Consider the following 25689-nt stretch of genomic DNA (forward strand, 5'->3'; position numbering starts at 1 on the left):
CCGCGACGAGGGAGGCCTTCAGATTAGGACTCGTCGCGGCAGCTAAGGAGGAGCGTACCGTTCAACACATTTTCAGGCTAGCACCGTTTGGCACGGTTGCGACCACATGGACGAAGGCCCCGGCAAGCGGATGCTATTGGCCGAGTCCGCGCACCAGAGTGACCACTTCCCGCATCGACAGACTGGGCAGATAAGCTTTGGCGAGGGCGAGCCCAATCTCCGGCAGCGCGACCGAGTCGGGGAACGCCATGAAGACCGGCGCATACTCGGGCTGGAACTTGCTTTTGAACGCCAGTAATGATCGAAATCCGTACACCGGCTCGAGTGTGCGACCAAGGTACTCGAGCAGACCGGTGGCAATACCGCCCTGCCGAGGGCCGGATGAGGGAGCGAGCGGCGCCACCGACAGGCTGAGAAACTCAATCTCTGGGCGTTCCCGCATGCGCTCAGCAGTTTGGGCGATCAGAAATTCCATGACGCCGTTGATACTGTCGGGACGGCGCCGCATGAAGTCGAGGGTCCAGCCCACGATTTCACCGTCCCGGTAGGTCGGCAGCCAACTCGTCACGGCGTGCACGCGGTCTTCAGCGTCGACGGCGATCATGAGGCGCACCACCGGGTCACGCAACTCGTCAAGGCCACCGAGGGTGAAACCGAGTTCGGGGAGTTCCTTCTCTTGAACCCATTGCTCAGAGATTTCGGCGATTTGGGCAGCTGCCGCGAACGAGAGCGACCGGTAGCTGGTCCACTCAGCTCGCACCCCGGCGCGGTCGGCGCGATTGATCGACGAGCGGATGTCCTGCCATTTCTTTCCCGTCGTGCTCCACCTGTTCGGCCGCAACAATGTCTCCTCCCCCACCTGCACGCTCGGCCAGCCCATCAAGGCGAAAACGCCCTGCCAGTTCTCGTGCACGCAGTAGAAAACCGGAACCCAGCCGTTGTCGTCACACATGCGAGCGAAGAAAGCGACGGCGGCAACGGCCTCGGAGCGTGGTCCGACCGGCTCGGAGGTCGTGATGGCGATGCCGTTGACCACCCGGTAGGCGATGGCCGTACGCCCGCTCGAGGTGAACCACAGCGAATTGCCGGCCCAGGTGGTCATACTGCCGAGCGATCCGCCGCCATGCTCAGAGAGGAGCGAGCGCAGTCGACTTGGTGCATCGGCGGTCTGGCCGACGGAGGCGCTCCGCAGGCAGACGATCGCCCCCACGAAGACGACGATCCAGAATGCAGCGCCGACACCGTCATACAGGGCGGTGGAGAGAGGGTCGGTCGGAAGAAAAGACACTCGCTCCAGGCGCAGGAAACCGACCGGAATGAACCGCTCAGGCACGTCCGCGAGCAGGTCGAGCAGAGTTACCGCGGGCCGAAAGTGATCGCGGAGCAGCCATCCGATCCCGAGATAGAACGCGGCGAGTGCGGTGAGACTTCCAGCCGTGACGAGCAGAAATCGGCGACGCAGGCCCGTGCGAGAGCCCACCGGAAAGCGGCGCAGATTGCCGAGGATGACGACGGCCACGGCGAGCGGCACGAGCACCGACACGGCGAGGATGAGCGTGACTTCGAAGTACCGGCCGGATTGCCATTGCCATACGTAGGCCTGCCCGGAGATCGGCAGCAGCCCGTAGTACCAGGCGGCGAGCATCGCCAATCCAACGTTGATCGTGATGGCCAGCCACGCGGCGAATCTCCGTCCGCGAGCCAGCCCGAAAGCTGCCACCACGAGGGTAAGCAGCGGCAGCAGGCTGACCAGCACAGGGCCGGCCCCGCCGATACGTTCGAGGCTGAGTTCCTGCACACACTGCCGGGTGATATCGCCCAGCCGGCAGCGGTCGATGACCTCCCCAGCACTCGGTACGTCCTGGGTGAGCAGCAGCCCAAGCGGTGCGAGCAGCCCAAAACGGGCGCCGGAAAAGATGGTGACGACCGGACCGACGGCAACCATACCAACGATGGCGGCCAGCAGAGTGCGGGTTTCGTGGTCGGAACTGCGCCGCCACGACGCCACCCGGAGTGACGGGCGCCAGAGCCACCCCACACCAAGCCCAACAACCGCGGCCAGCAGGCGGTAGAGGTCGGAGGGCTGGCCGGAATAGAGCACGAGCACGAGCACCGTCGACAGCCCGAGCACGCGGATGCGGCGCCGCCAGAGCGGGCCGACGAAGTAGCTGGCTGCCATGGCGCTGCCAAACATGGGAGTGAAGGGGTCGATGGCCCACAACTCGCTCACGCCGCGCGACCACATTTCGCCCCCGGCGACACCGAGGTACTGGGCGCCGAGGCCGATTGCGGCACCGAGAATCGACGTCACCAGAAAGACGATGACGGTGCGGCGGGTTCCCATCAGCCGTTCGGCGAAACCCAGCAGAACCACTGCGCCGGCCAGCGCCAACAACAGTTCGCCGCCATTGTCGACAAAGAACACCGAGGTGAGCGGAGACCACCAATGCCCGCGTTCAATGACCGACTCGTAGCCGGTGCCGAACAGCAGACGGATACCGCGCGCCGGTCCGGCGACTACTCCCGTTGCGAGGCCCACCGCGAGCAGTGCGACGGCATAGGAGATGACGAAGGGTCGCTGGCTGGACCATCGGTAAAGCGATCGCAGGGCGGAGCCCCTCGCGGGTTCGCGCCCGGGCGGGTCGAGGGCGGTTGCGTCGCTCATGATGTCGTTGGTGGTCACCTCGTCGTCGCAATCACGGTCGGCACGAGCAATGCGGTACGTGCGGCGATGATCGGCAGGGCCGTGGTCCAGGCGTAGTCAACCGTTCGCCAGTCGTGGGCCGTACCGGGTGACTCGAACAGGTGGGTAACGACGCCGGCGCGCTGGGCGGCATCCGCTACCGCGTGCACCCCCGGCAGAAAGCGTATATCGTCGTCGCCGACCACAAAGATGGCACCGAGCTCGGCGTAGGGTTGCTGGGCGGCGAGAATAGCGGAGGGCGCAGCCGCCGCGTAGAGGGAAGCGCTGCCACCAAAACCGGATTGCACGGTGTGCGCCTCGCTTCCATTTTTGGGAACGAGCTCTCCCGCGATGTCCAAGATCGTACTGTACAGCTCCGGGTGCGCAGCGCCGAGTTGGATGGAGCACGTGCCGCCCTGAGAGAAACCGGCGATGGTCCACCCGGAGGGCTGGGCAGTGACGTGCAGGTGCGACCTGATCCAAACCGGAACGTCGACGGTGAGATAGCTGGCCGAATTGCCGAGCGCCGAGTCGACACACATCGGATTGCGGCCCGGCGCGCCGAGTTGATCGGGAACGACAACGATGGGGGCGAGACCGGAATGCGCCCGCGCGTACGTGTCGAGAATGCCCGCCAGCCGACCGGACGTGAACACGTCGCTCGGGCTGCCCGGCTGCCCGGAGAGCATCTCGACCACCGGCAGGGCCGGCGGGTTCGCGCGACGCGCCGCCGGTGGCAGGTAGACCAGCGCGTCGCGGGAGACGAAACCCGAGCTGGTAGCCGGAATGGTGACCGTGCCGACGACGCCGCCCACGTTGGATGCCGTGCTGTTGGCCACAGTCGCTGGGTCGGGATGCACGGGTGGAGTCTGGGCAGCGCGGGCCTGCGCGGTTGCGAGGGCCGCGTCAAGGGGCGGGTAGCTGGCGAGCCCGAGGGCGACACGCAGGGTGGGAAATTCACCGACATCTGCGTTGATTCCCGCCGCAGCGCTGAGCAGACAGAGTCCGATGGCGCCAACGGCGACGCCGCGGCGCCACCGCACCTGGCCGCTGAGATTTAGCACGACCACGGCAAGGCTCGCCCCCAGGGCAGCGGTCCACAGACCGGTTCCGGTCGAGAACGAGACACCCCAAGGGTCCCAGACGTCAGTGATAAACCAGGCCAGGGCCCAACCGCCGAACGCACCGACGACGGCGCCAATGACGGTGATCACGGCGCGACGCACGCCTGTGGGGCCGAGCAGCACGAGCAGCAGCGTGAGTCCGGTGACCGCGTAGAGCGTTCCCAGTACGGGCGCGTCGATAAGACTGATATCGAGCGGGCTGAAAGCCGAAAACAACGAGTTCATTGAGAGCCTCCGGAATCACTTTGACACCACCCGCACGTTTCGTGGGCTGGCATCGCTGAGTTACCAGCCGGCACCCGGCCAAGTCATAGCCGAGTGACATCCCACGCACAGGAGTTGACCGGATACCCGGTTTCGCTGTCGCTGACACCCTCGTTGAACTCGGCGCGGACGTGCTCGTGCTGGCGTCAACCGGGCCCGACGAACGATTCGACCTGCTCACGGTGCTCGGAGTGCCGTTTGTGCAGGGTGACCTGCGGGAGGTGTCTGCACAGCTGGGAGCACAGATGCCGGACGTGATCATCGTGTCGCCCGGCTTCCATCCCGATGGCGTCGGGAATTTCGCTCGACCGAAATGGCGGAGTTATGGGGCAAAGAGAGTTATGGGGCAAAGAGCAGTACGGCGAACATGCCAAACAACACCAGGTGGACAGCTCCGTGGAGGGCAGTGGTGCGCGGCGAGAAATAGGTGATGATGCTTGCTGCCAGTGTCACTGCGATGAGCACCATGTTTGCGCTCGATTCCCCAAGAATGACTTCTTGGCCTGTCGCTAAGCCGATGATCAGTACGGTCGGGATGGTGAGCCCGACCGTGGACACGAACGCCCCGAGTCCGAGGTTGAGGGTACGTTGGCCCTCGTCAGCCAGCGCCGCCCGAACTGCCGTCATCGCCTCTGGCGTGAAGACGATGATCGCGATGATCACCCCGCCCAACGCGACTGGAGCGCCCGTGGCCGCGATACCGGCCTCGACCAGGATCCCAAGGTCGTGGGAGAGCAGCACGATCGGCAGGACGGTACCGACCAGCAGGAGGACCCGCCGAACCAGCTCGCCCCTGCCCAGGCCGACGACAGCGGCCGCACGAGAGTCGAAGCGGGGTTTTGGAATATCGGCGGTAGTGACGCTTCCAAAGATCGCCTGGGCGTGGCTGGGCTGCGTGAACAACGCCCGGTTCTTCCCCGTCTGCAGGTAGATGAAGAACCCGTAGAGTGCCGCCGCCAGCACCGAGACGGCGATAGCCTGCGCGGGCACGAGACTCCCGTTGGAAGTGGACACTATAAAGTTTGGCAGCACGAGCGTGCACAGCGACAACACGGCGATCATCGCAACGTAGACCGACGCGCCTTCCATGTTGTAGCGCTGCGGGCCGTGCTTCATGCCGCCGAGGAGGAGGGACAGACCCATGACTCCGTTGATGATGATCATCATGACGGCGAACACCGAGTCGCGTGCGATCGTCGACGATCCCGACGGCCCAAGCATGATCGAGGAAATGAGGACGACTTCAATGATGACGACGGTCAAGGTCAGAACCAGCGTACCGAATGGTTCTCCCAGCTTGCGGGCCAGCACCTCGGCCTGGTGGACGACTCCGAATGCGGCGACCATGATCGCCGCGAGGATGATCAGGAACACGCCCACCGCGACTGCCACACTCGGCGGGTGGGCGACAAGATCATGGCCGACTGTCAGCACGCCGATCGAGACCAGCCATGCGATCGCGAGGGTCATCGTCGTTGATCGGCTCAGCAACGCCCGCCATCCATCGTTCGAGCGGGCCTCGGTCGGGGTGTGAGAATCCGCGTGGCGCTTGATGGGCATGAGCCTGCCTTAATCGGAGGCCGTCCCCCTACAAACCGCGGCATCCGAGGTCGTCCCGTGACGCATGAACACAGCGTGCATTCACCAAAGAGACGATACCAGAAGCGTGGTTTCCACCGGATATAACCGGGTTCAGATCTACACCCAAGTGTCTCGCAACGACCATATCGCGCGGGAAATCACCACCGGTCCGTCTCATATCCGCTACGTTTCGACACGCTGAGGTTTTGCGACACTTGAGACATGAATCGGATTACACCGCGCCCGCTGCGCGGTGCAGAGGGTTCAGGGTGGCCCGCAAGAGGAACGGTCTCCCCGCTTCTGAACAGACTGCACGATGCTGGTTTCGTCACGAGCTACTGGGAAGCCAACGACACCGATCGGCCACGCCGGTACTATCAACTCACGGAGGTTGGCCATCAGGAGTTGGAGTCCTTCCAAGAGGACTGGGAGCAATTCTCCGCTTCCGTCACGTCGCTCCTGGCCACCATTCCGAAGAAGCACAATGACAGGACGCGCGATGACGCTTGACGCCGACCACCGGCTTGTTACCCAGTACTTGCGCCAGTTCGACGCAGCTGCGGGGTCGCTCTTAGGCACTCGACGGGCGACGCTGCGCGAGTAGATTGCCGCTCACCTGCGCGAACGTGTGCAGGTAGAACTGTCGAATGCGGACGCATCAGCGGCCCTGTCCAGCTTTGGCTCACCAGCCGATATTCTTGAGCAGGAGCTCGACGGTGTACCGTCTTCAGGGGCTTCCCAGCGTCGTCAGCGGAGGGTCCGCCGGACCGTCGCGATTGTGGTCTCGGCCGTTGCCGCGGCCATCCTTCTGATCGTGCTACTTCCGCTCCTCTTCGTTGTTGCTCCCGTCCCTGTCGGGGGCCCGGCCGGCGAGGTCACCTCTGTGGTCAATGCCAATCCTCAGGGTCCTGCTCGGGTGACTGCGGGGACGGGCTACTTCGAGTATCAAGCAGCCATCGAAGCGATGGAGGATCCGCTCCCGGCGGGTGCCGCTTATCCAGCCGGCGTGCCGGAAGGTTTGGATTCGGGCACGAACTCGACCGGCGTGATGCAATCGGGCGCGGGGTACGTTGTCGCCCAGTACACCTGGCTGTGCGCGTGGGAATCCGAATACCTGACGGCGATGGCCGAGCAGGAGCCGAGCAGGATGCCGAACGGCAAGCTGCGGCAGAGGCCATGCTGGAAACGTGGTCGACCAGTGAATTCTTTATGGCAGCCGATCCTAACCGAGGCTGGGTGGCGAGCGTTTTGGACCCGGTACGGTTCGGTGACTCCGCAGGTGTCGTGCGGGACCAGCCCCAGTCCTGCTCGCAAGCGGGAATCATCAACGTTCGAGGCTAACCGAGCGACAGGCGTGAAAGGCGGCACCCCCGACATCCTGACTGATATCTATCGGGGCTGGGACTCGGCAGCGCCTGAACGGCGCGAACGCCTGAGCGCTATCTGGAACTTATCGGGCTGGTTTTCGGCCGACGCTCTACGATTTTGCACCCACGCTCAACATGTTGCCCGCACGGGGACCTCCTGCGGACGTTCCCCCCGCGACTGTGGATCTAGGAATTCGATATCTCCACCCGGCCGCTCCGGCGGAGTCGCTATTTATCCAGCTTGCCGTTCGGTACGAGCGGAGGTATGTCGGCTAGGTGCGGCATGACCACGACCGGGCACGGCATACTGATCAGCAGGTCGTGAACGACCGAGCCGAGTAACAGCCCCGTCATCATCCCCCGTCCGTGGGTTCCCACCACGACCATTTCAGCGTACTCAGCCGCGTTGGTGAGGACCACAGCAGCAGATCCGTGTTCGAGGGTGTCTCGAATTATCACGGTCGGATGCTCGGCGCGAACCCATTCGACTACTCCTGCCAAAACTGCAGCGTGTGCCATCCGTATCTCGTCATAAGGACTAGCACCAGCGCTCAACCATCCGAGAGCGAGCAGGGTGGGGATGCGCCACGCATGCACGACCGACAGTTCACGGCCGAGCCGCTCAGCTTCCCGAGCGGCGAAGTCCACCGCAAGGTGAGAGGTTTCGTCGTCATCCACGCCGACGACGATGGCACCGTTACAAGGCGTCCAATCTGTGGGCACGATAACGAGGGGGCAGGTCACACCGGCGGCGATCTGGTGGCGCAATGTTCCGTAGAGGGAGCCTGCGGCCTCACGCGTACCGATAACCATCAGGTCGGCATCCGCGGCGGAAATCAACAGCTCGCGGCGCGGCGCGCCTCGTCGTACCGACGTCATCACCTGCACGGCGGGCGCGTCGCGTTTCACCCGATTCGCGGCATCCATCAACATCTGCTCGTAAGCGGGAAGAACCCGGTCCTTCGTAATGGTCGGCGGCAATCTGGCCAGATCAATAACGGTGGTGAGTTCCAGGGATACCTGAGTAGTGCGGGCACGCTCGATCACCCAGTCGAGCGCAGCGGGACTTCCCGTGCCGCCGTTTACTGCGAGAACAATTGTCTCGACCATATCGTTTGCTCTCCTCGATCTCAGGGAGAATTGGTGCCCGGGCTATCACTTCACGGTCTCACTAAAACACAGTTACCGAAAAAAAACGATAAATACGTGTAACCCGATCTGCGGCGTCACACATCAACCCAATCAGGATGCCGGCACTGCCTGAACATGCGGTGTCATGGTCTGTCGCCGACGACCTGACAAACAACCTGCCTGAACAGGCCTCCGCTGCAACGGACACGGCTTTTCAGAGCAGAGGCCGCGAACGGGCAACCCTGACAGCCGCGCGCCACTCGATAGCTGTCGCAACGAGCCTAACGGGGACGATCCGAGACCGGGTAACCGGCGCCATGGGTTTCGAACAATGTAACCAGGTTGGTCAGGCCGCAAAGGCGAGATGACGATTTCGGGCAGCACCCAAAGTGACCAGTTTGCGCGTTAGAAACCGAGGCGCCCGAGCTGCTTCGGGTCGCGCTGCCATTCCTTGGCGATTTTCACACGCAGCGACAGAAAAACGCGCTTACCGACAAGGGGCTCGATCTGCTTACGCGCGCGGGTACCGACGTCTTTGAGCCGGCTGCCCGACTTGCCGATGATGATGCCCTTCTGGCTGTCGCGTTCCACGAACAGGTTGGCGTAGATTTCGACCAGTTCCTGGTCGTCGCGCTCGATGATGTCGTCGATGGTCACGGCGATCGAGTGCGGCAGCTCGTCGGTGACTCCCTCGAGGGCTGCCTCACGAATGAACTCCGAGATGCGCGACTCCAGGGTCTCGTCCGTGACGGCGTCAGCTGGGTAAAGCGGGGCATCCGCGTACGGCAGCAGGCGCAGTAGTTCGGTCGCGAGAATGTCCAGCTGGATGCGGCTGGTGGAGGAAATCGGAACGATCGCCTCCCAGTCCCGCAGCTGCGAAACAGCGAGCAACTGGTTGGCGACGTTGGTTTTGGAGGACGCATCAATCTTGGTCACGATGGCGACCTTTTTTGCACGGGGGAACGCCTCCAGTTGCTCGTTGATGAACTTGTCTCCCGGACCGATCGGCTCGTTGGCCGGGATGCAGAGACCGATCACGTCGACGCCGGCCAGGGTCGCGGTGACGAGGCTGTTGAGTCGTTCACCGAGAAGGGTGCGCGGACGGTGGATTCCGGGGGTGTCCACCAGAATGAGCTGGCCATTCTTCTGGTGCACGATACCGCGAATGGCGCGGCGGGTGGTTTGCGGCTTCGACGAGGTGATCGCAACTTTCTCGCCCACCAGCGCGTTCGTCAGGGTGGACTTGCCCACGTTGGGACGTCCCACGAACGAGACGAATCCTGCTCGGTACCCGCTCGGGTGGGGCTCGGTTGCTCCGGTCATGACCGTTCTCCTTCATCTTCAAACACTGTGCTGTTGTTCGTTACCGTGAGGAATGCTGTTTGCGCATTGATCAACGCCTGGTCTCGCTCCACCAGCACGGTGCTGATGCGCTTGCGGCGGCCTTCGGTGCGCTCGGCGGTGAGGTTGAGCCCACTGACCGAAGCGACCGACCCGGCAACGGGAAGTCGCCCGAGGGCTTTGGCCAGCAGACCACCCACCGAGTCGACGTCGTCATCGTCGAGTTCGAGATCGAACAGCTCCCCCAGTTCGTCGACTGGCAGTCGAGCACTCACCCGAAAATGCCCATCACCGAGGTCTTCGACCTCGACCACGTCACGGTCGTACTCGTCGGAAATGTCGCCGACGAGCTCCTCGATCAGGTCTTCGAGGGTGAGCAGTCCGGCGATTCCACCGTACTCGTCGACGACCATGGCCAGGTGATTGGACTCTAACTGCATCTGCCGCAGCATGTCGTCGGCCTTCTTCGACTCCGGCACGAACACGGCCGGCCGAGCCAGGTCGGCCACGGTGAGCTGGAGCGCGTTGATCGGCCGCTCGAAGACCAGTCGGGCCACATCGCGCAGGTAGAGAATGCCGGCGACGTCGTCGACCTCACCATCCAACACGGGCAGGCGCGACGTGCCGCTGCTCAGGAACAGGCCCATCGCCGCGTCGATACTGGCGTCGGCGTCGATGGTGATCATGTCGGTACGCGGAATCATCACCTCACGCACGACCGTCTCACTGAACTCGAAGATGGAGTGGATGAGTTCGCGGTCGTCTTCTTCGATCACATCAAGCTCGGTGGCCTCGTCCACCATGCTGAGCAGTTGGTCTTCGGAGGTGAATGTCGCGAGTTTGGTACGCCCGGGCGTGACCCGGTTACCGAGGGCGACGAGGGCGTTCGCTATGGGTCCGAGCAGAACGCGTCCGACGTGCACGAGCAACGCAGTCGCGGCCAGCAAGCCGACCGGATGGGCCCGTCCGACGCTGCGCGGGCTGGCACCGACGAGCACAAACGACACCGAGGTCATGATGAGCGCCGACAGCAGCAAAGCGAGCCACACGGCCTCGATCGTGGTCGCGAAGACCAGGGTGACCAGGACGGCGGCCGTGGTCTCGGCGGTGATCCGAATGAAATTGATCGCGTTCAGGTGCGCGCCGGCATCGTCGGCGATGGCCTGCAACGACCGTTTCGCGCGATGATGCGCCACCATGCTCGCGATGTCCGCCCGGGACTGAGTCATGATCGCGGCGTCAACGGCGGCCATCAGTCCGGCAAAAACGACCAGGACCACGGCCGGGTAAATGAACCAGACGATGTGCATCAGTGGCGTTGTCGTTCCTGCATGGCGAAAGCGATGAGGATATCGCGCTGAATACCGAACATCTCCTTCTCCTCGGCCGGTTCAGCGTGATCAAAGCCGAGCAGGTGCAGCACGCCGTGGGTGGTGAGCAGCAGCAGTTCATCGAGAGTACTGTGGCCGGCGGTTTCCGCCTGCTCCTTGGCGACTTGCGGGCAGAGCACAATGTCACCGAGCAGACCCGGCGGGGTTTCCTCCTCCTCGGTACCGGGGCGCAGTTCGTCCATCGGGAAGCTCAGCACGTCGGTGGGGCCGGGTTCATCCATCCACTGCACGTGCAGCTGTTCCATGGCGCCCTCATCGACGAGCACGATGGCAAGCTCGGCATCGGCGTGCACGTGCATGGTGTCGAGCGCGAAGGCAGCGAGGCGCAAAATGGCGGCTTCATCGACCGGGATAGCCGACTCGTTGTTCACTTCGATGCTCAACTGGAACTCCGTTTCGGGGTGCGGCCCGAAGCGCTCGTGCGCTGGGGGCCACGGGTGGCAAATTCTCGGGCTTCAGCCGTCTCTTGGCGAAGGGCCTGCTTCTGCGCGTCGTACTCGGTGTAGGCATCGACGATGCGCCCAACTAGCGAGTGCCGCACGACATCGGCGCTGGTCAAGTAAGCAAAATGGATATCGTCGATCCCGTCGAGCACGCGCGTGACCAGTTTCAGGCCGCTCGTGCCGGCCGGCAGGTCGATCTGGGTGACGTCTCCGGTGATGACCATCTTCGAGCCGAACCCCAGGCGGGTCAGGAACATCTTCATCTGCTCCGGCGTGGTGTTCTGGGCTTCGTCGAGCACGACAAAGCTCGCGTTGAGGGTGCGCCCGCGCATGTAGGCCAGCGGTGCCACCTCGATCGTGCCAGCAGCGAGTAATTTGGGAATGAGCTCGGGGTCGAGCATTTCGCCGAGCGCATCGTAGAGCGGGCGCAGGTACGGGTCGATCTTGTCGGTAAGGGTGCCGGGCAGAAAACCCAGTCGTTCCCCAGCCTCCACGGCCGGGCGAGTCAGGATGATGCGCTCGACCTCTTTGTTCTGCAGCGCCCGCACCGCTTTGGCCATGGCCAGATAGGTCTTGCCGGTTCCGGCCGGGCCGATGCCGAATACGATCGTGTTGTCGTCGATCGCGTCGACATAGTCCTTCTGCCCGATCGACTTGGCCCGAATGCTCTTGTTCCGTGCTGTGAGGATGGGAGCGCCCAGTTGGGCGGATGGACTCACCGAACTGTCGGCAGCGAGCATCCGCGCTGACGTGGCGACCTCGGTCTCGCCGAGATCATGGCCAGTGCGCAGTGCCAGCTGCAGTTCCTCGATCAGCCGACGCACTGCCGCCACCTCGCCAGCCGTGCCGCTCAGGGTGACCTCGTTGCCGCGCACGTGCACGTCCACCTTGGGGTGGGCAGTCTCGATGATACTCAGATAGCGATCTTCGGGCCCGAGCAGGCGCACCATGGCAACGCCATCGATGGTGAAGCGCAACTCGGTGGTGTCACTGGCGGCGGAGTAGCCGGAATTCGCGTTGTGAGGCTCAGAGGGCGCCAAGCGAGTCCTCCCCTAGGGATTCGGTCGGTTCCTGACTGCCCAGCACATGGGCGTGTACGTGGAACACGGTCTGGCCGGCGGCCGCCCCGGTGTTGAAGACGAGGCGGAACTGCCCGTTGGTTCGTTCGGCAGCGATGCGCTCGGCTACCGAGACGAGTTCGGCCAGAAGCACCGGGTTGCCTGCGGCCAGTTCGACGACGTTCTGATACTGCGGGTCTTTGGTGGTGATGACAACGTGCACCGGAGCTTTCGGAGCAATGTCGAGGAACGCGATGATGTGTTCGGTCTCGGCGACGATCGTCGCTGGAATCTCACGCGCGATGATGCGGCTGAAAATGGTCGGTTCGAAACCGGAATAAGACATGCCTCTATCTTAAGCGGCGCTACCAGCGGCCGAAGGTCGCATTGAGGATTGCGAGGGCAGCGGGACCGGCAGTCGACGTGCGAAGCACGGTGTCACCGAGGCGTACCTGGGTCGCGCCGGCTTGTTCCAGCAGGAGCAGCTCGGCCGGGGATATTCCACCCTCGGGCCCAACAACGAGCAGAATGTCGCGGTCGTCGGTGGGCGCGGCCACCTCGGTGAGGCGACCGCTCGCAGTCGGCTCGAGCAGCAGCATCCGTGTGGTGGCGGCGAGCACGGCCAGTTGTTTGGTGCTGGCGAGCGGTGCGACCTCTGGCAACCAAGCCCGAATGGACTGTTTGCTGGCCTCGCGCACAATGCTGATCCAGCGTTCGTGGCCTTTGGCTATCTTCGGGCCCTCCCATTTGGTGATGGAACGTGATGCGGTCCAGGGAATGACGCCGTCGACACCGAGTTCGGTGGCGGCTTGAACGGCAAGCTCGTCCCGATCACCCTTGGCGAGGGCCTGTACCAAACGGATGCGCGGCGTCGCCGCCGCAGTCTCGCTCGCGTCATCCACGCGCAGGGTCAACGCCGTAGCCTCCGCTGTCAGCACCGTACCCTGCACCAGCAACCCGGCTCCATTGCCTAAGCGCAGCCGGTCTCCGGGACGAACCCGGCTGACCGTGACCGCGTGCCGTGCCTCGGCGCCATCAACGGAAACGACCTCCCCCGGGCGACACTGCGCCGCCCGGAGCGTTTCCTGCAGATAGAAATGTGCCACGTCAGCCGAGGAACCGGTCGCGCAGCTTCGCGAACAAGCCCTGCTGGTACTGGCTCAGGGTGGGCGCTGGCGCTGCATAGCGGGCAGCGAATTGCTCGATCAGGTCGCGTTCCTTGTGGTCGAGCTTGGTGGGCGTAAGCACGTGGATGCCGATCTTCAGGTCGCCTCGCCCGCTGCCTCGCAGCTTGGTGATACCACGGTCCTTGATCGTGAGCACTTCTGAGCTTTGCGAACCAGCGCGAATCTCCACCTCGATATCACCGTCGAGAGCCTTCACGGTGACGTTGGTGCCGAGAATCGCACTCGTCATCGACACGTCGAGCGAGCACATGAGGTCGTCGCCGTCGCGACTGAACACGTCGTGGTGGCGCACCTTCATCTCGAGGTAGAGGTCACCGTTCGGGCCGGCGGCCGGACCGGCCTCTCCGCTGCCGGGCATCTGCAAGCGCAGGCCGGTGTCGACTCCGGCCGGAATATCCACCGGAACCGTGCGTCGGGCGCGCACGCGGCCCTGCCCGGAACAGGTCATGCACGGCGTCGCGATGATAGTGCCGTAACCGCGGCAGGAGCCGCACGGGCTCGACGTCATCACGTTGCCGAGCAGAGACCGAACGGCGCGCTGGATGCTGCCGGTCCCGTGGCAGATGTCGCAGGTGATCGGTGATGTACCGGGGGCGCAGCAGGAGCCCTTGCAGGTGTCGCAAACGATCGCGGTGTCGACCTCAAGGTCGCGGTGCGTGCCGAAGATGACCTCATCGAGGTCGAGTTCAACCCGGATGAGAGCGTCTTGGCCGCGTTCGCGGCGGGACCGCGGACCGCGGCTGTTGCCGCCTCCCCCACCGAAGAAGGTCTCGAAGATGTCGCCGAAGTTGCCAAAGTTCTGGCCGTCGAACCCGCCGTTCTGACCGCCACCCTGGTCGTATTTCTGACGCTGTTTCGCGTCGCTCAGCACGTCATAGGCATGGGTGATGCTTTTGAACCGTTCCGACGCTTCAGCGCCGGGATTCACGTCGGGGTGCAGTTCACGGGCAAGGCGGCGGTAGGCCTTTTTGATTTGGTCGGTGGTTGCGTCGCGGTCAACGCCGAGAGCTTCGTAGTGGTCAGCCAAAGGTGGCTCTCCTTGAGTTTTTTATGATTATGATTCTGGTTCTGGTGATGTGGTCTCTGCCGCCGAGGCGGCAACAGCTTTAGGTCTCGCCGAGCAGGCGGGAGAGGTAGCGAGCGACGGCGCGCACCGCCGCCATGTTATTGGAGTAATCCATGCGCGTGGGACCAAGCACGCCCAGGCGGGCGAGGTTGCCGTTCGCGCTGTAGCCGCTGGTCAACACGCTTGCCTCGGGCAGGCCGAACGCCGCGTTCTCCCGGCCAATGCTCACCGAAACTCCGTGTTGGTCGGTCTCCATTTCGCCGAACAGCCGCAGCAGCACCACCTGCTCTTCGATGGCTTCGAGCACCGGGTAGATGCTGCCGGAGAAATCTTCCTCGGTGCGCACAAGGTTCGCTGCCCCGGCCATGACCAGTTTATCCTGGCGGTTGGCGCCGATTTGGTCGGCGAGGGTGCTCGTGATGAGGTCGATGAGCGGTTGCAACATCGGCGCGCCCGGCCACACGCTCGCGGCGAGGGCGGCTCTGGCCTCGGCCATGCCGAGTCCAACGACAGCAACATTGAGTCGGGCGCGCACCTCGACGAGGGTCTGCTCATCGAGCGCCCACGGCAGATCGATCACGCGCTGTTCCACCCCGCCAGAATCCGTGATCAGCACCGACAGGATGCGCGTCTCGGTCAGCGGCACGAACTCGATGTGCCGTACCTTGGCGCGAGACACAGAGGGATACTGCACGAGCGCGACCTGATGAGTGAGCTGGGAGAGCAGTCGTACACTGCGCACGAGCACTTCGTCAAGGTCGGCGGCGTGACCCAGAAAGGTTTCAATGGCTTGACGTTGCGCCGGCGTGAGTGGCCGCAGATCAGCGAGGTGGTCGACGAAAACTCGGTAGCCCTTATCGGTGGGGATGCGCCCCGACGAGGTGTGCGGCGCCGCGATCAGGTCTTCTTCTTCGAGGAGGGCCATGTCGTTACGAATGGTCGCAGCGGAGACGCCGAAGGCGTGCCGATCAACGATGGATTTGGAGCCGACGGGTTCACGAGAGGCAACGTAGTCCTGCACGATGACGCGCAACACATCGAGGCCACGGTCGGAAACCATTGCGCCCACCTTCCTGATTCGTGAGGTCCAGCTTGAGTTCTGCGGATGCCGCTTACCGCGCGCTCTGAGGGTCACACGGGAAGGTACGTTTGCCAGCACATCGTTGGCACTCGCATCCACTGACTGCTAATCATATCGCGGCTGCCTGAACAGACCCATTGCCAGCAGTTCGAAGCGAGGGTTTAATTACGCGTATTCTGCCCAACACGTATGGTGAAGGGGACGATCATGAGCGATCCACAGTCACAATCTTTGAACGGCCCAAACAATCGTGAACCGAAGGTCGAAAAAGCCGCGGGACGGCCGAAACTACCGATATCCGTGGTCGATTCCGGTCAGTTCCCCACTGGCACGGTTAGTCTGGAGGGGGCAGGCGTGGCCACTGCACGACTGTATGAGTGGCTCCGGCGACTAAGCGTCGGAAGCGCCACGACCAGTTCAACTTACTCGAACAGGAGACCACATGTCCGAGAACGATCCGCGCACGAATCCCTATGAATCCACCCCGCCGCAAAATCCCTACTCGCAAAATATCCCTCGCCGGCCGATGAGCCCGGCGGACGAGAAGATGTGGGCGACTTTGATTCACGTCGGCGGCATTCTGCTCGTTTTTCTACCCAGCCTTATCGGTTACCTCATGCTGCGCGATCGTGGTCCGTTCATTCGCGCGCACAGCGCAACGGCGTTGAATTTTCAGATCACCCTGACGATCGTCTATGTGGTCGCAACCGCGTTGACGAGCATCCTGATCGGATACCTGATATTGCCGGTCGCCTTCGCCCTCGGCATCATTTTCTCGATCCTGGCCGCGCTGGCAGCCAATCGCGGCCAGGGCTACGCCTACCCGCTCACCATCAAATTCTTCAGCTAATCGCTGAGGCGCCGCACCACGGCGTCAGCCAGGAGTCGCCCGCGTAGGGTCAGTTCTACTGTTCCGGCAAGGGCGGCTCTGGCATTGATGAGTTCATCGGCGATCAAACCGGCGACCTCGACGCGCCCCGCCGCCGACAGCGATGCGACCGGGATTCCGGAGCGGATCCGGCTCTGCAAGAGGATGCGTTCGAGCTCACGGGTCGGCGCGTCGAGCGTCTCTCGGCCAGCGGCCGGTGACAGGCCGCCCCGCATCCGTTCGGAATAGGCCGCCGGATGCTTGACGTTCCACCAGCGCACACCGCCGACGTGGCTGTGGGCGCCGGGGCCGACGCCCCACCAGTCCTGGCCGGTCCAGTAGGCGAGGTTGTGCCGGGATCTGTGGGCGTCGCTCGTTGCCCAGTTGCTGACCTCGTACCAGTCGTACCCGGCGGCGGCGAGAAGTTCGTCGGCCAACTCGTAGAAGTCAGCCTGCTGGTCGTCGTCGGTCGGAGCGATCTCTCCGCGGCGAATCTGCCGGGCGAGCTTGGTACCGTCTTCGACGATGAGCGAATAGGCGCTCACGTGGTCGGGATGCAAACTGAGCGCCTGTTCGAGACTCGTGCGCCAATTCGCGAGGGACTCCCCCGGCGTGCCGTAGATCAGGTCGAGGCTCACGTCGAGCCCGGCGGCGCGGGCCCACTCCACGACGAGCGGCACCCGCTCGGGGTCGTGGGTGCGCTCCAGTGTGGCGAGCACGTGCGGCACGGCAGACTGCATGCCGAACGACACGCGCGTGAAGCCGGCATCAGCGAGGGCACCGAGGTAGGCGGCGTCGACCGAGTCTGGGTTGGCTTCGGTGGTGACCTCGGCGCCGTCTGCCAGGCCCCACTGCTCGCGCACCGCAGCGAGCATGCGGGTCAGGTCGGTCACCGGCAGTAGAGTCGGCGTGCCTCCCCCAAAGAACACCGTGGCGACTTCGCGTGCCGGCACGCCCGACGCGGTGAGGATGCGGGCGGCCGCATCGACCTCGAGCACGGCCTGGCTGGCATAGTCGCTTTGTTTGACGCCGCGCAGTTCGGTCGCCGTGTAGGTATTGAAGTCGCAATAGCCGCAGCGCACCCGGCAGAACGGCACGTGCAGGTACACACCGAAATCGCGTTCGGCCGCACTGACGGCCGCAGACGCGGGAAGGAGTCCGTCGGCGGGTGCTGGGTCGCCGACGGGGTGGGGTCCGGCCATGGGTAAAGCTCCAGTACGTTTGTTATTTGTTGCGCGTTATTTGATGCGCGTTATTTGATCGCGCCGACGGGATGCAGGGCCCGCAGGTATAGCTTGGTGAATTTCGCCTGCTGAAAGCGAAGCACCGGCCAGGCCAGGCGGTAGTACCAGGTGCTGGCCCGCGAGAAGGAGCGGATGGTCAGCCAGACCGAGTCGTCGTCCCGGTGTTCGACGATGAAGGATTCCTCGCCGCTCTCGGGGTGACCGGTCAGAGTTCCGTACGCGAACCCGATGCGGGCGGCCTCGTCGATAACGTAGACCACGCGCACCGGCGCGGTCACGGCGAAGAACCAGACCTTCATTTTCAACGTCGCGGTCATACCGTTGGCGATATATGGCGTGCCGTCGTCTGCGAAAGTCGCTTCATTGACCGGATGCTGCTGCCCGGCTGCCGGGGTGCCGTCGGCTTGAAAGGTGACCGGGGTGTACTGCACGCCGGTACCGTTCTCAAGATCGGTCACCTCCATGCCGCTGCCGCGCTGGATTCCCCACGTCATCAGCAACTTGGTCGCGGCTCCGAACCGTTCGTGGGAACTGCCCAGCTTCACGCTCTGTTCCATCGGGCGGTAACCCTTGGGCGGATAGCTCATCAGGTCGGGCGCCAGCGTGCCGCCGATGGCAGCGTAGCTGACGGCGGCGTCGGTGAAAGTAGCCCTGCGCATCTGTTTTACTTCTTATCTTTCGTCTCAATGTCCCCCGACAGTGCCGCGATGAACGCTTCCTGGGGAACTTCGACCCGGCCGACCATCTTCATGCGCTTCTTGCCCTCTTTCTGCTTCTCCAGCAGTTTGCGCTTGCGCGAGATATCACCGCCATAGCACTTGGCGAGCACGTCTTTACGCATCGCCGAAATGCTCTCGCGGGCGATGATGTGGGCGCCGATCGCGGCCTGGATGGGCACCTCGAACTGCTGGCGCGGAATAAGTTTGCGCAGGCGCCCGGTCATGAGAGCGCCGTAGGCATAGGCCTTGTCCCGGTGAACGATGGCAGAAAATGCGTCAACCTGCTCGCCCTGCAGCAGGATGTCGACCTTGACGAGGTCGGCTTCCTGCTCGCCGGAGGGCTCGTAGTCGAGTGAGGCGTAGCCGGCGGTGCGGCCCTTGAGCATGTCGAAGAAGTCGAACACGATCTCACCCAGCGGCATCGTGTAGCGAATCTCGACGCGGTCTTCGCCAAGGTATTCCATACCGAGAAGCGTGCCGCGGCGGCTCTGGCACAGCTCCATAATGACGCCGACATAGTCTTTGGGCGCGAGGATGGCGGCCTTGACCATGGGTTCGAGCACCTTGGCGATCTTTCCGGTGGGGTATTCGCTCGGGTTGGTCACCGTGACGGTGCGTTTGTCGTCGGTGGTGACCTCGTATGGCACGCTTGGCGCCGTCGTGATCAGGTCGATGTTGAATTCACGCTCGAGGCGTTCGGTGATGATCTCAAGGTGAAGGAGACCGAGGAAGCCACAGCGAAACCCGAAACCGAGGGCGACGGAGGTCTCCGGCTCGTAGCCGAGACTCGCGTCGGAGAGCTTGAGCTTGTCGAGGGCCTCGCGCAGCGCCGGGTAATCGCTGCCATCGATGGGGTACAGCCCGGAGAACACCATGGGCTGCGGTTCGTTGTAGCCGGGCAGCGCATCGGTCGCCGGGCGCAGGGCGGTCGTGATGGTGTCGCCGACCTTGGACTGTCGAACGTCCTTCACGCCGGTGATCAGGTAGCCGACCTCGCCGACTTTGAGTCCCTTACTCTCGATCGGTTCGGGCGAGATGACGCCGATCTCGAGGATCTCGTGGGTCGCCTTGGTCGACATCATCTGGATTTTTTCGTGCGCCTTCAGGTGCCCGTCGATCATGCGCACGTAGGTGACAACGCCGCGGTAGCTGTCGTAGACCGAGTCGAAGATCATGGCGCGGGCCGCAGCATCCGGGTTGCCCTTCGGGGCCGGAATCATCGTGGTGGCGAGGTCAAGCAGTTCCTGCACCCCGGCGCCGGTTTTGCCGGACACGCGCAGCACGTCTTCGGGCCGGCCCCCGATGAGGCTCGCCAGTTCGCGGGCGTACTTGTCGGGGTCGGCGGCCGGCAGGTCGATCTTGTTCAGCACCGGAATGATCGTGAGGTCGTTCTCGAGGGCGAGGTAGAGGTTGGCCAGGGTCTGGGCTTCGATGCCCTGGGCCGCGTCGACGAGCAGGATGGCACCCTCGCAGGCAGCAAGGCTACGGGAGACCTCGTAGGTGAAGTCGACGTGGCCGGGGGTGTCGATCATGTTCAGCGCGTAGGTGACGCCGTCCAGCTCCCACGGCATGCGCACGGCCTGGCTCTTGATGGTGATGCCGCGTTCACGCTCGATATCCATGCGGTCCAGGTATTGGGCCCGCATGGAACGCTCGTCGACGACGCCGGTGATCTGCAGCATCCGGTCGGCGAGCGTCGACTTGCCATGGTCGATGTGGGCGATGATGCAAAAGTTGCGGATGAACTCGGGGGCTGTGGCGGCCGGTTCCAGCGCGTGAAGGGCTCGAGGTGACATAGTCCACCCATTCTTCCACGCTCGGTGCGCGTTGACGTTCGACGCGACCGGTGGCGTCGAACGGGCGGGCAACTTTGCACCGGCATGCTAGCCCCGCCTGGCGTGGACTGCGCCCCCGTGAGGGTCACCAGCGTGCTGTCGTCTGGGCCAACCTTTCGGGCGACTCAAACAAAGGTGGCGCAGCCCGAGGCAGACGCCCAGCTGACTGGCCCCGCGGCTGGCTAGGCTCACGGGCATGACGACTCCCGAGGTCCCTGTGCCGGTTCTGCTCGTGCACGGCATCCGCACCTCGGCCACGATGTGGCGTTTTCAAGAGGAGCGGTTGCGTGCGGCCGGGTATCCTGTGCTTGCGATTGATCTGCCGGGACATGGGGAGCGGATCAGCGAGCCGTTCACGGTGCCGGCCGCGCTTGCTGCCATCGACGACGGGGTGGCGGACCTCGGCGGCCGGGCGCTGCTGGTCGGGCTCTCGCTCGGCGGCTACTACGCCGTGGCCTACGCCGGAGAGCACCCTGATCGGGTGGTCGGGCTAGTTGCTGCGGGCTGTAGCGCCGTGCCGAAGGGAATGTTGCTCGAGGGGTATCGGCTGCTGGCCCGTTTGATTCATCGCCTGCCCGATCGGGGCTTATGGCTGCACGAGACCATGGTGCACCTCATGCTGCCTTCCGCCGGGGCACACGACGTACTCGCGGGCGGCGCCGCTCTCGACGTGATGGATTCCGGGCTGCGCGCGACCTCGACCCTGACTCCGCTGGCCAGCCTGGCCGCGTATCCGGGGCCGATCTGGTTGGTCAATGGCGCGCTCGATCATTTTCGGTTGAACGAGCGGCGCTTCCTCGCCGCCTGCCGCAACGGGAAGGTCGTTGTAGTGCACGGGGCGACGCATCTGGCGAGCCTGGCTCAGCCCGAGCGTTTCACGACGATCCTGTTGCGGGTCGCCGGTCAGGTATCGGCGCGGCCGCGCCCGGTTTGAGGTCGCGGCATCCGTGTGCGTGCCCGATGCGGCTGGGCGCCGCGGTCACCGGCGTAGCGCCCGCCTATATCGGGCGCGGCCATCTCTCAGGCGACTGGGGCGCGTTTGGGAGTGCAGGTGATTACTGGTACTGTTAGTGGTTGGCTTGCGTGTCGGGTCCCACCCCGCACGATTTTCGCCGCTCGAGCGCCCTCTACCCGCTGAGCGGCTGTCCGTACTAGAACCTAACGAAAGCGTAAACAACGTGGCAAATATCAAGTCGCAGATCAAGCGAATTGGCACCAACAAGAAGGCCCAGGAGCGCAACAAGGCCGTCAAGAGCGAGTTCAAGTCCGCGATTCGCGCGACTCGTACCGCGATTGCCGCCGGCGACAAGGACAAGGCCGTCGTCGGTCTCGCCTTTGCTTCCAAGAAGCTCGACAAGGCCGTCAGCAAGGGTGTCATCCACCAGAACCAGGCTGCGAACAAGAAGTCGGCCATCGCGAAGGCCGTTTCCGCACTCGTCTAATCGACACCCGCACGTGAGGTGGTTGTCTCGGCTCCCAGCGAGCAGATGACGCCCCTCATTGCAAAGAAACCCCCGCCTTATCGGCGGGGGTTTCTTTGTTCTTGACGCGAGGCCCGGCACGACTCGGTGGTCCGCGTCGCGGGGCCAGCAACCCCACTAGACTGACGCGGTGAAGAGCACCCCACCGGCCAGTTTCAGCACCGACGAAAGCGCCCAGCATCGACGGGCGCACGCTCGTTTTGTCGCCGCGTTGCTCAGCGCCGCAGCCTTCGCCATCGCGGTGTGGCTGGCTGTCAACACGAACGATGCAGTGTCCGGCAGTACGCGCGACCAGCTGCTGATCTCGCTGGCTTCGATCGTGCTTCTAATCATTGGAATCTTGTTCTATCTCAGTGCAGCCGCAACGAGACAGCACGACCCGGAAGACTTCGAACCCGGGCGGCCTGTGCGCATTGCCCGCCACGTCCGCTCGTTCTCGAGGCTCGGTGCGGTGTTCGCCGTCGCCGCCCTGCTAGCCGTCGCCGCGCTTGGAACACTACGCATTCTGGCGCCGCCCGCCGAACGGCCGGTGTCGGTGCAGTTCACCGAGATCAGCGGGCGAGTGCAACTCGAATACTGCCCGGGCCTGCCGTCATCGTTCGAGGCCCTGGCCAAGCCGACCGATCTGGCCAGTTCGTCGACCCTGCTGCCGGTCTGGGTGGCCAGCCGGGTGTGCAGCAATCCGAGTTTTCAGCATGGAGTGTGGCTCTACCTGAACCGCGCGAGCATCACGGTTGCCGACGCCGGCGACCGCTGAAGTCTGGTGCCACGATGCACCGGCAACCGCTAGTGCTCGCCACGACGAGAGATCACGCCGATCAGACGTTCCAGCGCGAACACCGGGTCGCGCCCGGCACCCTTCACCGCGGCATCCGTTTCGGCCAGCGCGAGGATACAGCGGGCAAGGCCCTCGTCACTCCAGCCGCGCAGGTCTTTTTGCGCGCGTTCCACCTGCCACGGGGCCAGGCCAAATTGTGCGCCGAGCTGCGCTGACCCGCCACGGGCACCGAACACCTTGGCCATGGTGCGAATCTTCATGGCGAACGCCGCGACGATGGGCACCGGATCGGCCCCCGAAGACAGAGCGTGACGCAGAGTCACCAGGGCCTCACCGTTGCGGCCAGCGATGGCCCAATCGGCTACTTTGAACGCGTTCGTTTCGACCCGACCACCGTAATACCGATCCACTGTGGTTTCGGTCACCTCGCTCGTCGCGTCAGAGATGAGCTGCTGGCAGGCGGCGGAGAGTTCGGCCAGGTCGTCAGAAAACGCTGCGACGATCTGGCGGAGCGCACTGACCGTGACGCGTTTGCCGGCCGCCTTGAATTCGTTCGACGCAAACTCGTATTTCTCGGTGTCTTTCTTGAGTTCGCTGCAGACGACTTCGATCGCGCCGCCACGACCGCCGCGGATGGTGTCGAGTAGTTTTTTGCCACGCACTCCCCCGCCGTGTCGCAGCACGACGTAGGTATCCTCGGCCGGGTTCTCCAGGTAGTGCAGCGCCTCGGCCAGAAAAATGTCGCTGCATTTTTCGACATTGCTGACCCGAATCAGCCGCGGCTCACCGAACAGCGACGGGCTTGCGAGGGTGAGCAGCTCACCCGGCGCGTAGCTATCGGCCTGGACGTCGCTGATTTCAAGACTCGGGTCTTCACGTTTGAGAAAGTCGCGCAGTTGCCGGATAGCTCGCTCGGCGAGGAACGTTTCGGTGCCGGAGACGAGCACGATCGGGGCCGGACGTACCTCATGCCAGCCGAGCTGGGGAATGACGGTGCCTTTATTCGGTCGCGCGGGCGCTGCCTTGCCGGTGCGGGAGCCGGTCGTGGCGGGTCGGACGGCCAAAGCGATCTCCTTGAATTTGGTGCGGGTGTAAAACCAGCCTAACCCGCACCACTGACGCCTGGAGCAGCCACGTGGGGTGCAGCTCCGACCGATGCGGCTTTGGTGGACGGAGAGATCGAAACCGCGGCCGGTGTCTCGGTCGGCGACCCGGGCGGACCTCGGGCAGCGACCTTCTCCGTCCAGAGTACGAGAGTGCCATTGGCCCCCGGCGCGACGATCGACATCCCCTCCTGATCGGTGCACGCCGACAGTGTGCCGACCGACGCGAGAATAGTGAGCAGTTTATTCGTGGGGTGACCGTAGGTGTTCTTCACCCCGACCGAGATCAGTCCGACGCGAGCACGAAGTTCCGCGTACAGCTCGGGGCTCTGGTCGGCCGAACCGTGATGGGCCACCTTGACGACGTCGACCCGTCCCGGCGGTGACACGCGTCGGAGGGCGTCCTGTGCCTCTTGCCCCAGATCGCCGAGGAAGATGGAACGGATGCCCCGCCCGTCGAACGTGATCGTGATACTTCCCGGGTTGCCAACCTGCATGGTCGTCGCTCCACGAATGGGCCAGAGGATGTTCCACTGCAGGCCGCCGAGCGTGCCGGAATCGCCGCGCGCGGCCTGCCGGACGGTAGCTCCGCCCGCGGTGAGGCGCGCGTGCAGGCTCTCATCCTGGGCATTCTCGGGCACACCGACGAGGGCGGTGTCGATCCGACCGATGACGGCATCGACCCCGCCGATATGGTCGAGGTCGTAGTGGGTGAGCACGAGTAGGTTGATGCGGGTGATGCCCAGAGTGGCGAGGCAGGTACTCAACAGTTTGGGGTCTGGCCCAACGTCAACGAGACCGTAGGCGTCGCCGTCGCGCACGACCACGGCGTCGCCCTGACCGATGTCACACGCCGCAATCTGCCAGTCCGGTGGAAACGAGACCGCTCGGCCGATTCTGGTGCCGATCAGCGACCCCGCGTAGCCACCCAGGCCGACCACGAGCACGGCGAGCACTGCCACCGGCCAGCGCGCGGGTCGGGCGCCCGGCCCGCGCAGCACGACGACGAGGGTGAGCACGGTCCCGATGGCGAGCAGCAGCACCCCCCAAGCGCCGCCCGGCCAGGGCAATCGGTTACCCGGCAGGGTCGAAACCGCCTGAGCGACGGCGGCGATCCACGCCGAAGGAATCCACGCCAGGGCGAGCAGCCCGGACGCCACCCCGGGCAGCACCGGCAAGGCCAGGCTGGCGATCAGCCCGACCACTGTCGCCACGGGCGCGGCCGGTCCAGCCAGAATATTTGCCGGAACCCCATAGAGCGGCAGGCTTGGACTCAGCAGAATCAGTACCGGCTGGCAGGCCAGCTGGGCCGCGAGCGGAATGGCAATGAGGGCGGTGAGGGCGGATGGCATCCACTGACTGAGTACCCGGCACAGCGGACCGGCGATCACGAGTAGTCCGGCGGTCGCGAGCACCGAGAGCGCAAACCCATAGTTGCGCGCCAGCCACGGATCGCTCACCAGCAGGCCGATCACAACGAACAAAAGGGTTGGCACGCCCCGGCCCGGTCGTCCGGCCCCGATCGAGGCGAGGGTCACCGTTGCCATGACTGCCGAGCGCAGCACGCTCGGCTCCGGTGTGACCAAGATGGTGAAGCCGAGCAACGTCAGTATCGAGAGCACGATGCGCCAGGAGCGGCGCAGCCGGAGATAGCCGCCGAGCAGCATGATCGAGGCGATGACGATCGCGCAATTGGCGCCGGACATAGTTGTTATGGGAGATGGGTCTAGATACTGCGCCACGTGAGGCTATGAACTCTCGCGTTGACGGCGGGTATGAAGCGTGGTTTCCGCCTGACACGAGCATTCATGGGAGTAGTCAGGTCAAGTCGGCCAAGAGATCTTGAAAGGGCACTTTCTGTCACTCGAGGTGACTTGAGCGCTCTGTCAATGGGGCACGCGACAGAGAATGTCCGGGGTGACCGCTACGCTCTGGAGATAGCGG

The 25689-nt window shown here is 64.0% G+C and carries 22 protein-coding genes; 5 read left to right on the plus strand and 17 right to left on the minus strand.

From position 1 onward, the window contains the following. Positions 1-133 precede the first annotated feature (133 nt). The 3 genes from E3T38_RS14085 to E3T38_RS14095 form a co-directional block, all read right to left on the minus strand. Positions 134-2665, minus strand: a complete 2532-nt coding sequence (locus E3T38_RS14085; protein ID WP_134548768.1) for a DUF2156 domain-containing protein — start codon at positions 2663-2665, stop codon at positions 134-136. A 14-nt stretch (positions 2666-2679) separates the two neighbouring features. Continuing rightward, positions 2680-4032, minus strand: a complete 1353-nt coding sequence (locus E3T38_RS14090; RefSeq protein ID WP_134548769.1) for an esterase family protein — start codon at positions 4030-4032, stop codon at positions 2680-2682. Positions 4033-4410: 378 nt separating this feature from the next. After that, on the minus strand, positions 4411-5631 hold the full coding sequence (locus E3T38_RS14095) for a calcium:proton antiporter (protein ID WP_134548770.1): 1221 nt from the start codon (positions 5629-5631) through the stop codon (positions 4411-4413). A 243-nt stretch (positions 5632-5874) separates the two neighbouring features. Between E3T38_RS14095 and E3T38_RS14100 the strand changes: the two genes are divergently transcribed. Then, positions 5875-6162, plus strand: coding sequence for a PadR family transcriptional regulator (locus E3T38_RS14100; RefSeq protein WP_134548771.1), 288 nt, complete (start codon positions 5875-5877; stop codon positions 6160-6162). Between the two features lie 1085 nt (positions 6163-7247). On the opposite strand, the gene E3T38_RS14105 is transcribed toward E3T38_RS14100, so the two are convergent. The 9 genes from E3T38_RS14105 to hrcA form a co-directional block, all read right to left on the minus strand. Further along, a complete protein-coding gene (locus E3T38_RS14105; RefSeq protein ID WP_134548772.1) occupies positions 7248-8129 on the minus strand; it encodes a universal stress protein in 882 nt (293 codons plus the stop codon). A 426-nt stretch (positions 8130-8555) separates the two neighbouring features. Then, complete coding sequence (gene era / locus E3T38_RS14110) at positions 8556-9473, minus strand: GTPase Era (RefSeq protein ID WP_134548773.1); 918 nt, start codon at positions 9471-9473, stop codon at positions 8556-8558. Further along, on the minus strand, positions 9470-10801 hold the full coding sequence (locus E3T38_RS14115) for a hemolysin family protein (RefSeq protein ID WP_174775250.1): 1332 nt from the start codon (positions 10799-10801) through the stop codon (positions 9470-9472). The genes era and E3T38_RS14115 overlap by 4 nt, the downstream gene beginning before the upstream one ends. Next, the gene (gene ybeY / locus E3T38_RS14120; RefSeq protein WP_134548775.1) at positions 10801-11265 is read right to left on the minus strand and encodes an rRNA maturation RNase YbeY; all 465 of its coding nucleotides are present in this window, start codon (positions 11263-11265) and stop codon (positions 10801-10803) included. The genes E3T38_RS14115 and ybeY overlap by 1 nt, the downstream gene beginning before the upstream one ends. Then, on the minus strand, positions 11262-12365 hold the full coding sequence (locus E3T38_RS14125; RefSeq protein WP_370449043.1) for a PhoH family protein: 1104 nt from the start codon (positions 12363-12365) through the stop codon (positions 11262-11264). The genes ybeY and E3T38_RS14125 overlap by 4 nt, the downstream gene beginning before the upstream one ends. Next, entirely contained in the window at positions 12352-12729 is a 378-nt protein-coding gene (locus E3T38_RS14130; protein ID WP_134548776.1) for an HIT domain-containing protein, read from the minus strand. The genes E3T38_RS14125 and E3T38_RS14130 overlap by 14 nt, the downstream gene beginning before the upstream one ends. A 19-nt stretch (positions 12730-12748) precedes the next feature. Beyond that, positions 12749-13489 (minus strand): 16S rRNA (uracil(1498)-N(3))-methyltransferase, encoded by a 741-nt coding sequence (locus tag E3T38_RS14135; RefSeq protein WP_134548777.1) that lies wholly within the window; start codon positions 13487-13489, stop codon positions 12749-12751. 1 nt (position 13490) lies between these two features. Next, on the minus strand, positions 13491-14597 hold the full coding sequence (gene dnaJ / locus E3T38_RS14140; protein ID WP_134548778.1) for a molecular chaperone DnaJ: 1107 nt from the start codon (positions 14595-14597) through the stop codon (positions 13491-13493). Positions 14598-14676: 79 nt separating this feature from the next. Beyond that, positions 14677-15696 (minus strand): heat-inducible transcriptional repressor HrcA, encoded by a 1020-nt coding sequence (gene hrcA / locus E3T38_RS14145; RefSeq protein WP_134548779.1) that lies wholly within the window; start codon positions 15694-15696, stop codon positions 14677-14679. 463 nt (positions 15697-16159) lie between these two features. Between hrcA and E3T38_RS14150 the strand changes: the two genes are divergently transcribed. Then, complete coding sequence (locus E3T38_RS14150; protein ID WP_241984493.1) at positions 16160-16567, plus strand: DUF4870 domain-containing protein; 408 nt, start codon at positions 16160-16162, stop codon at positions 16565-16567. Here E3T38_RS14150 and hemW read toward each other — a convergent pair. The 3 genes from hemW to lepA are packed head-to-tail and all read right to left on the minus strand — an operon-like array spanning position 16564 to position 20344. Beyond that, on the minus strand, positions 16564-17787 hold the full coding sequence (gene hemW, locus E3T38_RS14155) for a radical SAM family heme chaperone HemW (RefSeq protein WP_134548780.1): 1224 nt from the start codon (positions 17785-17787) through the stop codon (positions 16564-16566). The two genes, E3T38_RS14150 and hemW, sit on opposite strands and share 4 nt — an antisense overlap. A 50-nt stretch (positions 17788-17837) precedes the next feature. Next, positions 17838-18488: a DUF1990 family protein gene (locus E3T38_RS14160; protein ID WP_134548781.1), complete on the minus strand. Its 651-nt coding sequence runs from the start codon at positions 18486-18488 to the stop codon at positions 17838-17840. Between the two features lie 5 nt (positions 18489-18493). After that, a complete protein-coding gene (gene lepA / locus E3T38_RS14165) occupies positions 18494-20344 on the minus strand; it encodes a translation elongation factor 4 (protein WP_104196351.1) in 1851 nt (616 codons plus the stop codon). Between the two features lie 235 nt (positions 20345-20579). On the opposite strand from lepA, the gene E3T38_RS14170 reads away from it, so the two are divergent. The 3 genes from E3T38_RS14170 to E3T38_RS14180 all read left to right on the plus strand — a co-directional run bounded on the left by E3T38_RS14170 (position 20580) and on the right by E3T38_RS14180 (position 22621). After that, positions 20580-21317, plus strand: coding sequence for an alpha/beta fold hydrolase (locus E3T38_RS14170; RefSeq protein WP_198417359.1), 738 nt, complete (start codon positions 20580-20582; stop codon positions 21315-21317). Positions 21318-21561: 244 nt separating this feature from the next. Next, entirely contained in the window at positions 21562-21825 is a 264-nt protein-coding gene (gene rpsT / locus E3T38_RS14175; protein ID WP_092339797.1) for a 30S ribosomal protein S20, read from the plus strand. A gap of 169 nt (positions 21826-21994) precedes the next feature. Continuing rightward, entirely contained in the window at positions 21995-22621 is a 627-nt protein-coding gene (locus tag E3T38_RS14180) for a hypothetical protein (RefSeq protein WP_134548782.1), read from the plus strand. Between the two features lie 29 nt (positions 22622-22650). On the opposite strand, the gene holA is transcribed toward E3T38_RS14180, so the two are convergent. Together holA and E3T38_RS14190 are read right to left on the minus strand one after the other, a co-directional pair. After that, positions 22651-23706, minus strand: coding sequence for a DNA polymerase III subunit delta (gene holA, locus E3T38_RS14185; protein ID WP_370449044.1), 1056 nt, complete (start codon positions 23704-23706; stop codon positions 22651-22653). Between the two features lie 38 nt (positions 23707-23744). After that, entirely contained in the window at positions 23745-25451 is a 1707-nt protein-coding gene (locus E3T38_RS14190; protein WP_134548783.1) for a ComEC/Rec2 family competence protein, read from the minus strand. Positions 25452-25689 lie beyond the last annotated feature (238 nt).

The sequence above is a fragment of the Cryobacterium sp. Hb1 genome (genome assembly GCF_004403585.1).
GTDB lineage: Bacteria > Actinomycetota > Actinomycetes > Actinomycetales > Microbacteriaceae > Cryobacterium > Cryobacterium lyxosi.

Excerpts from the sequence above, each read along its gene's own strand:
- E3T38_RS14170 (WP_198417359.1), top strand. The coding sequence starts at position 20,580 with ATGACGACTCCCGAGGTCCCTGTGCCGGTTCTGCTCGTGCACGGCATC.
- lepA (WP_104196351.1), bottom strand. The coding sequence starts at position 20,344 with ATGTCACCTCGAGCCCTTCACGCGCTGGAACCGGCCGCCACAGCCCCC.
- E3T38_RS14090 (WP_134548769.1), bottom strand. The coding sequence starts at position 4,032 with ATGAACTCGTTGTTTTCGGCTTTCAGCCCGCTCGATATCAGTCTTATC.
- E3T38_RS14130 (WP_134548776.1), bottom strand. The coding sequence starts at position 12,729 with ATGTCTTATTCCGGTTTCGAACCGACCATTTTCAGCCGCATCATCGCG.
- E3T38_RS14115 (WP_174775250.1), bottom strand. The coding sequence starts at position 10,801 with ATGCACATCGTCTGGTTCATTTACCCGGCCGTGGTCCTGGTCGTTTTT.
- E3T38_RS14190 (WP_134548783.1), bottom strand. The coding sequence starts at position 25,451 with ATGTCCGGCGCCAATTGCGCGATCGTCATCGCCTCGATCATGCTGCTC.
- hrcA (WP_134548779.1), bottom strand. The coding sequence starts at position 15,696 with ATGGTTTCCGACCGTGGCCTCGATGTGTTGCGCGTCATCGTGCAGGAC.
- E3T38_RS14160 (WP_134548781.1), bottom strand. The coding sequence starts at position 18,488 with ATGCGCAGGGCTACTTTCACCGACGCCGCCGTCAGCTACGCTGCCATC.
- E3T38_RS14085 (WP_134548768.1), bottom strand. The coding sequence starts at position 2,665 with ATGAGCGACGCAACCGCCCTCGACCCGCCCGGGCGCGAACCCGCGAGG.
- E3T38_RS14150 (WP_241984493.1), top strand. The coding sequence starts at position 16,160 with ATGTCCGAGAACGATCCGCGCACGAATCCCTATGAATCCACCCCGCCG.
- E3T38_RS14105 (WP_134548772.1), bottom strand. The coding sequence starts at position 8,129 with ATGGTCGAGACAATTGTTCTCGCAGTAAACGGCGGCACGGGAAGTCCC.
- hemW (WP_134548780.1), bottom strand. The coding sequence starts at position 17,787 with ATGGCCGGACCCCACCCCGTCGGCGACCCAGCACCCGCCGACGGACTC.
- E3T38_RS14095 (WP_134548770.1), bottom strand. The coding sequence starts at position 5,631 with ATGCCCATCAAGCGCCACGCGGATTCTCACACCCCGACCGAGGCCCGC.
- E3T38_RS14100 (WP_134548771.1), top strand. The coding sequence starts at position 5,875 with ATGAATCGGATTACACCGCGCCCGCTGCGCGGTGCAGAGGGTTCAGGG.
- era (WP_134548773.1), bottom strand. The coding sequence starts at position 9,473 with ATGACCGGAGCAACCGAGCCCCACCCGAGCGGGTACCGAGCAGGATTC.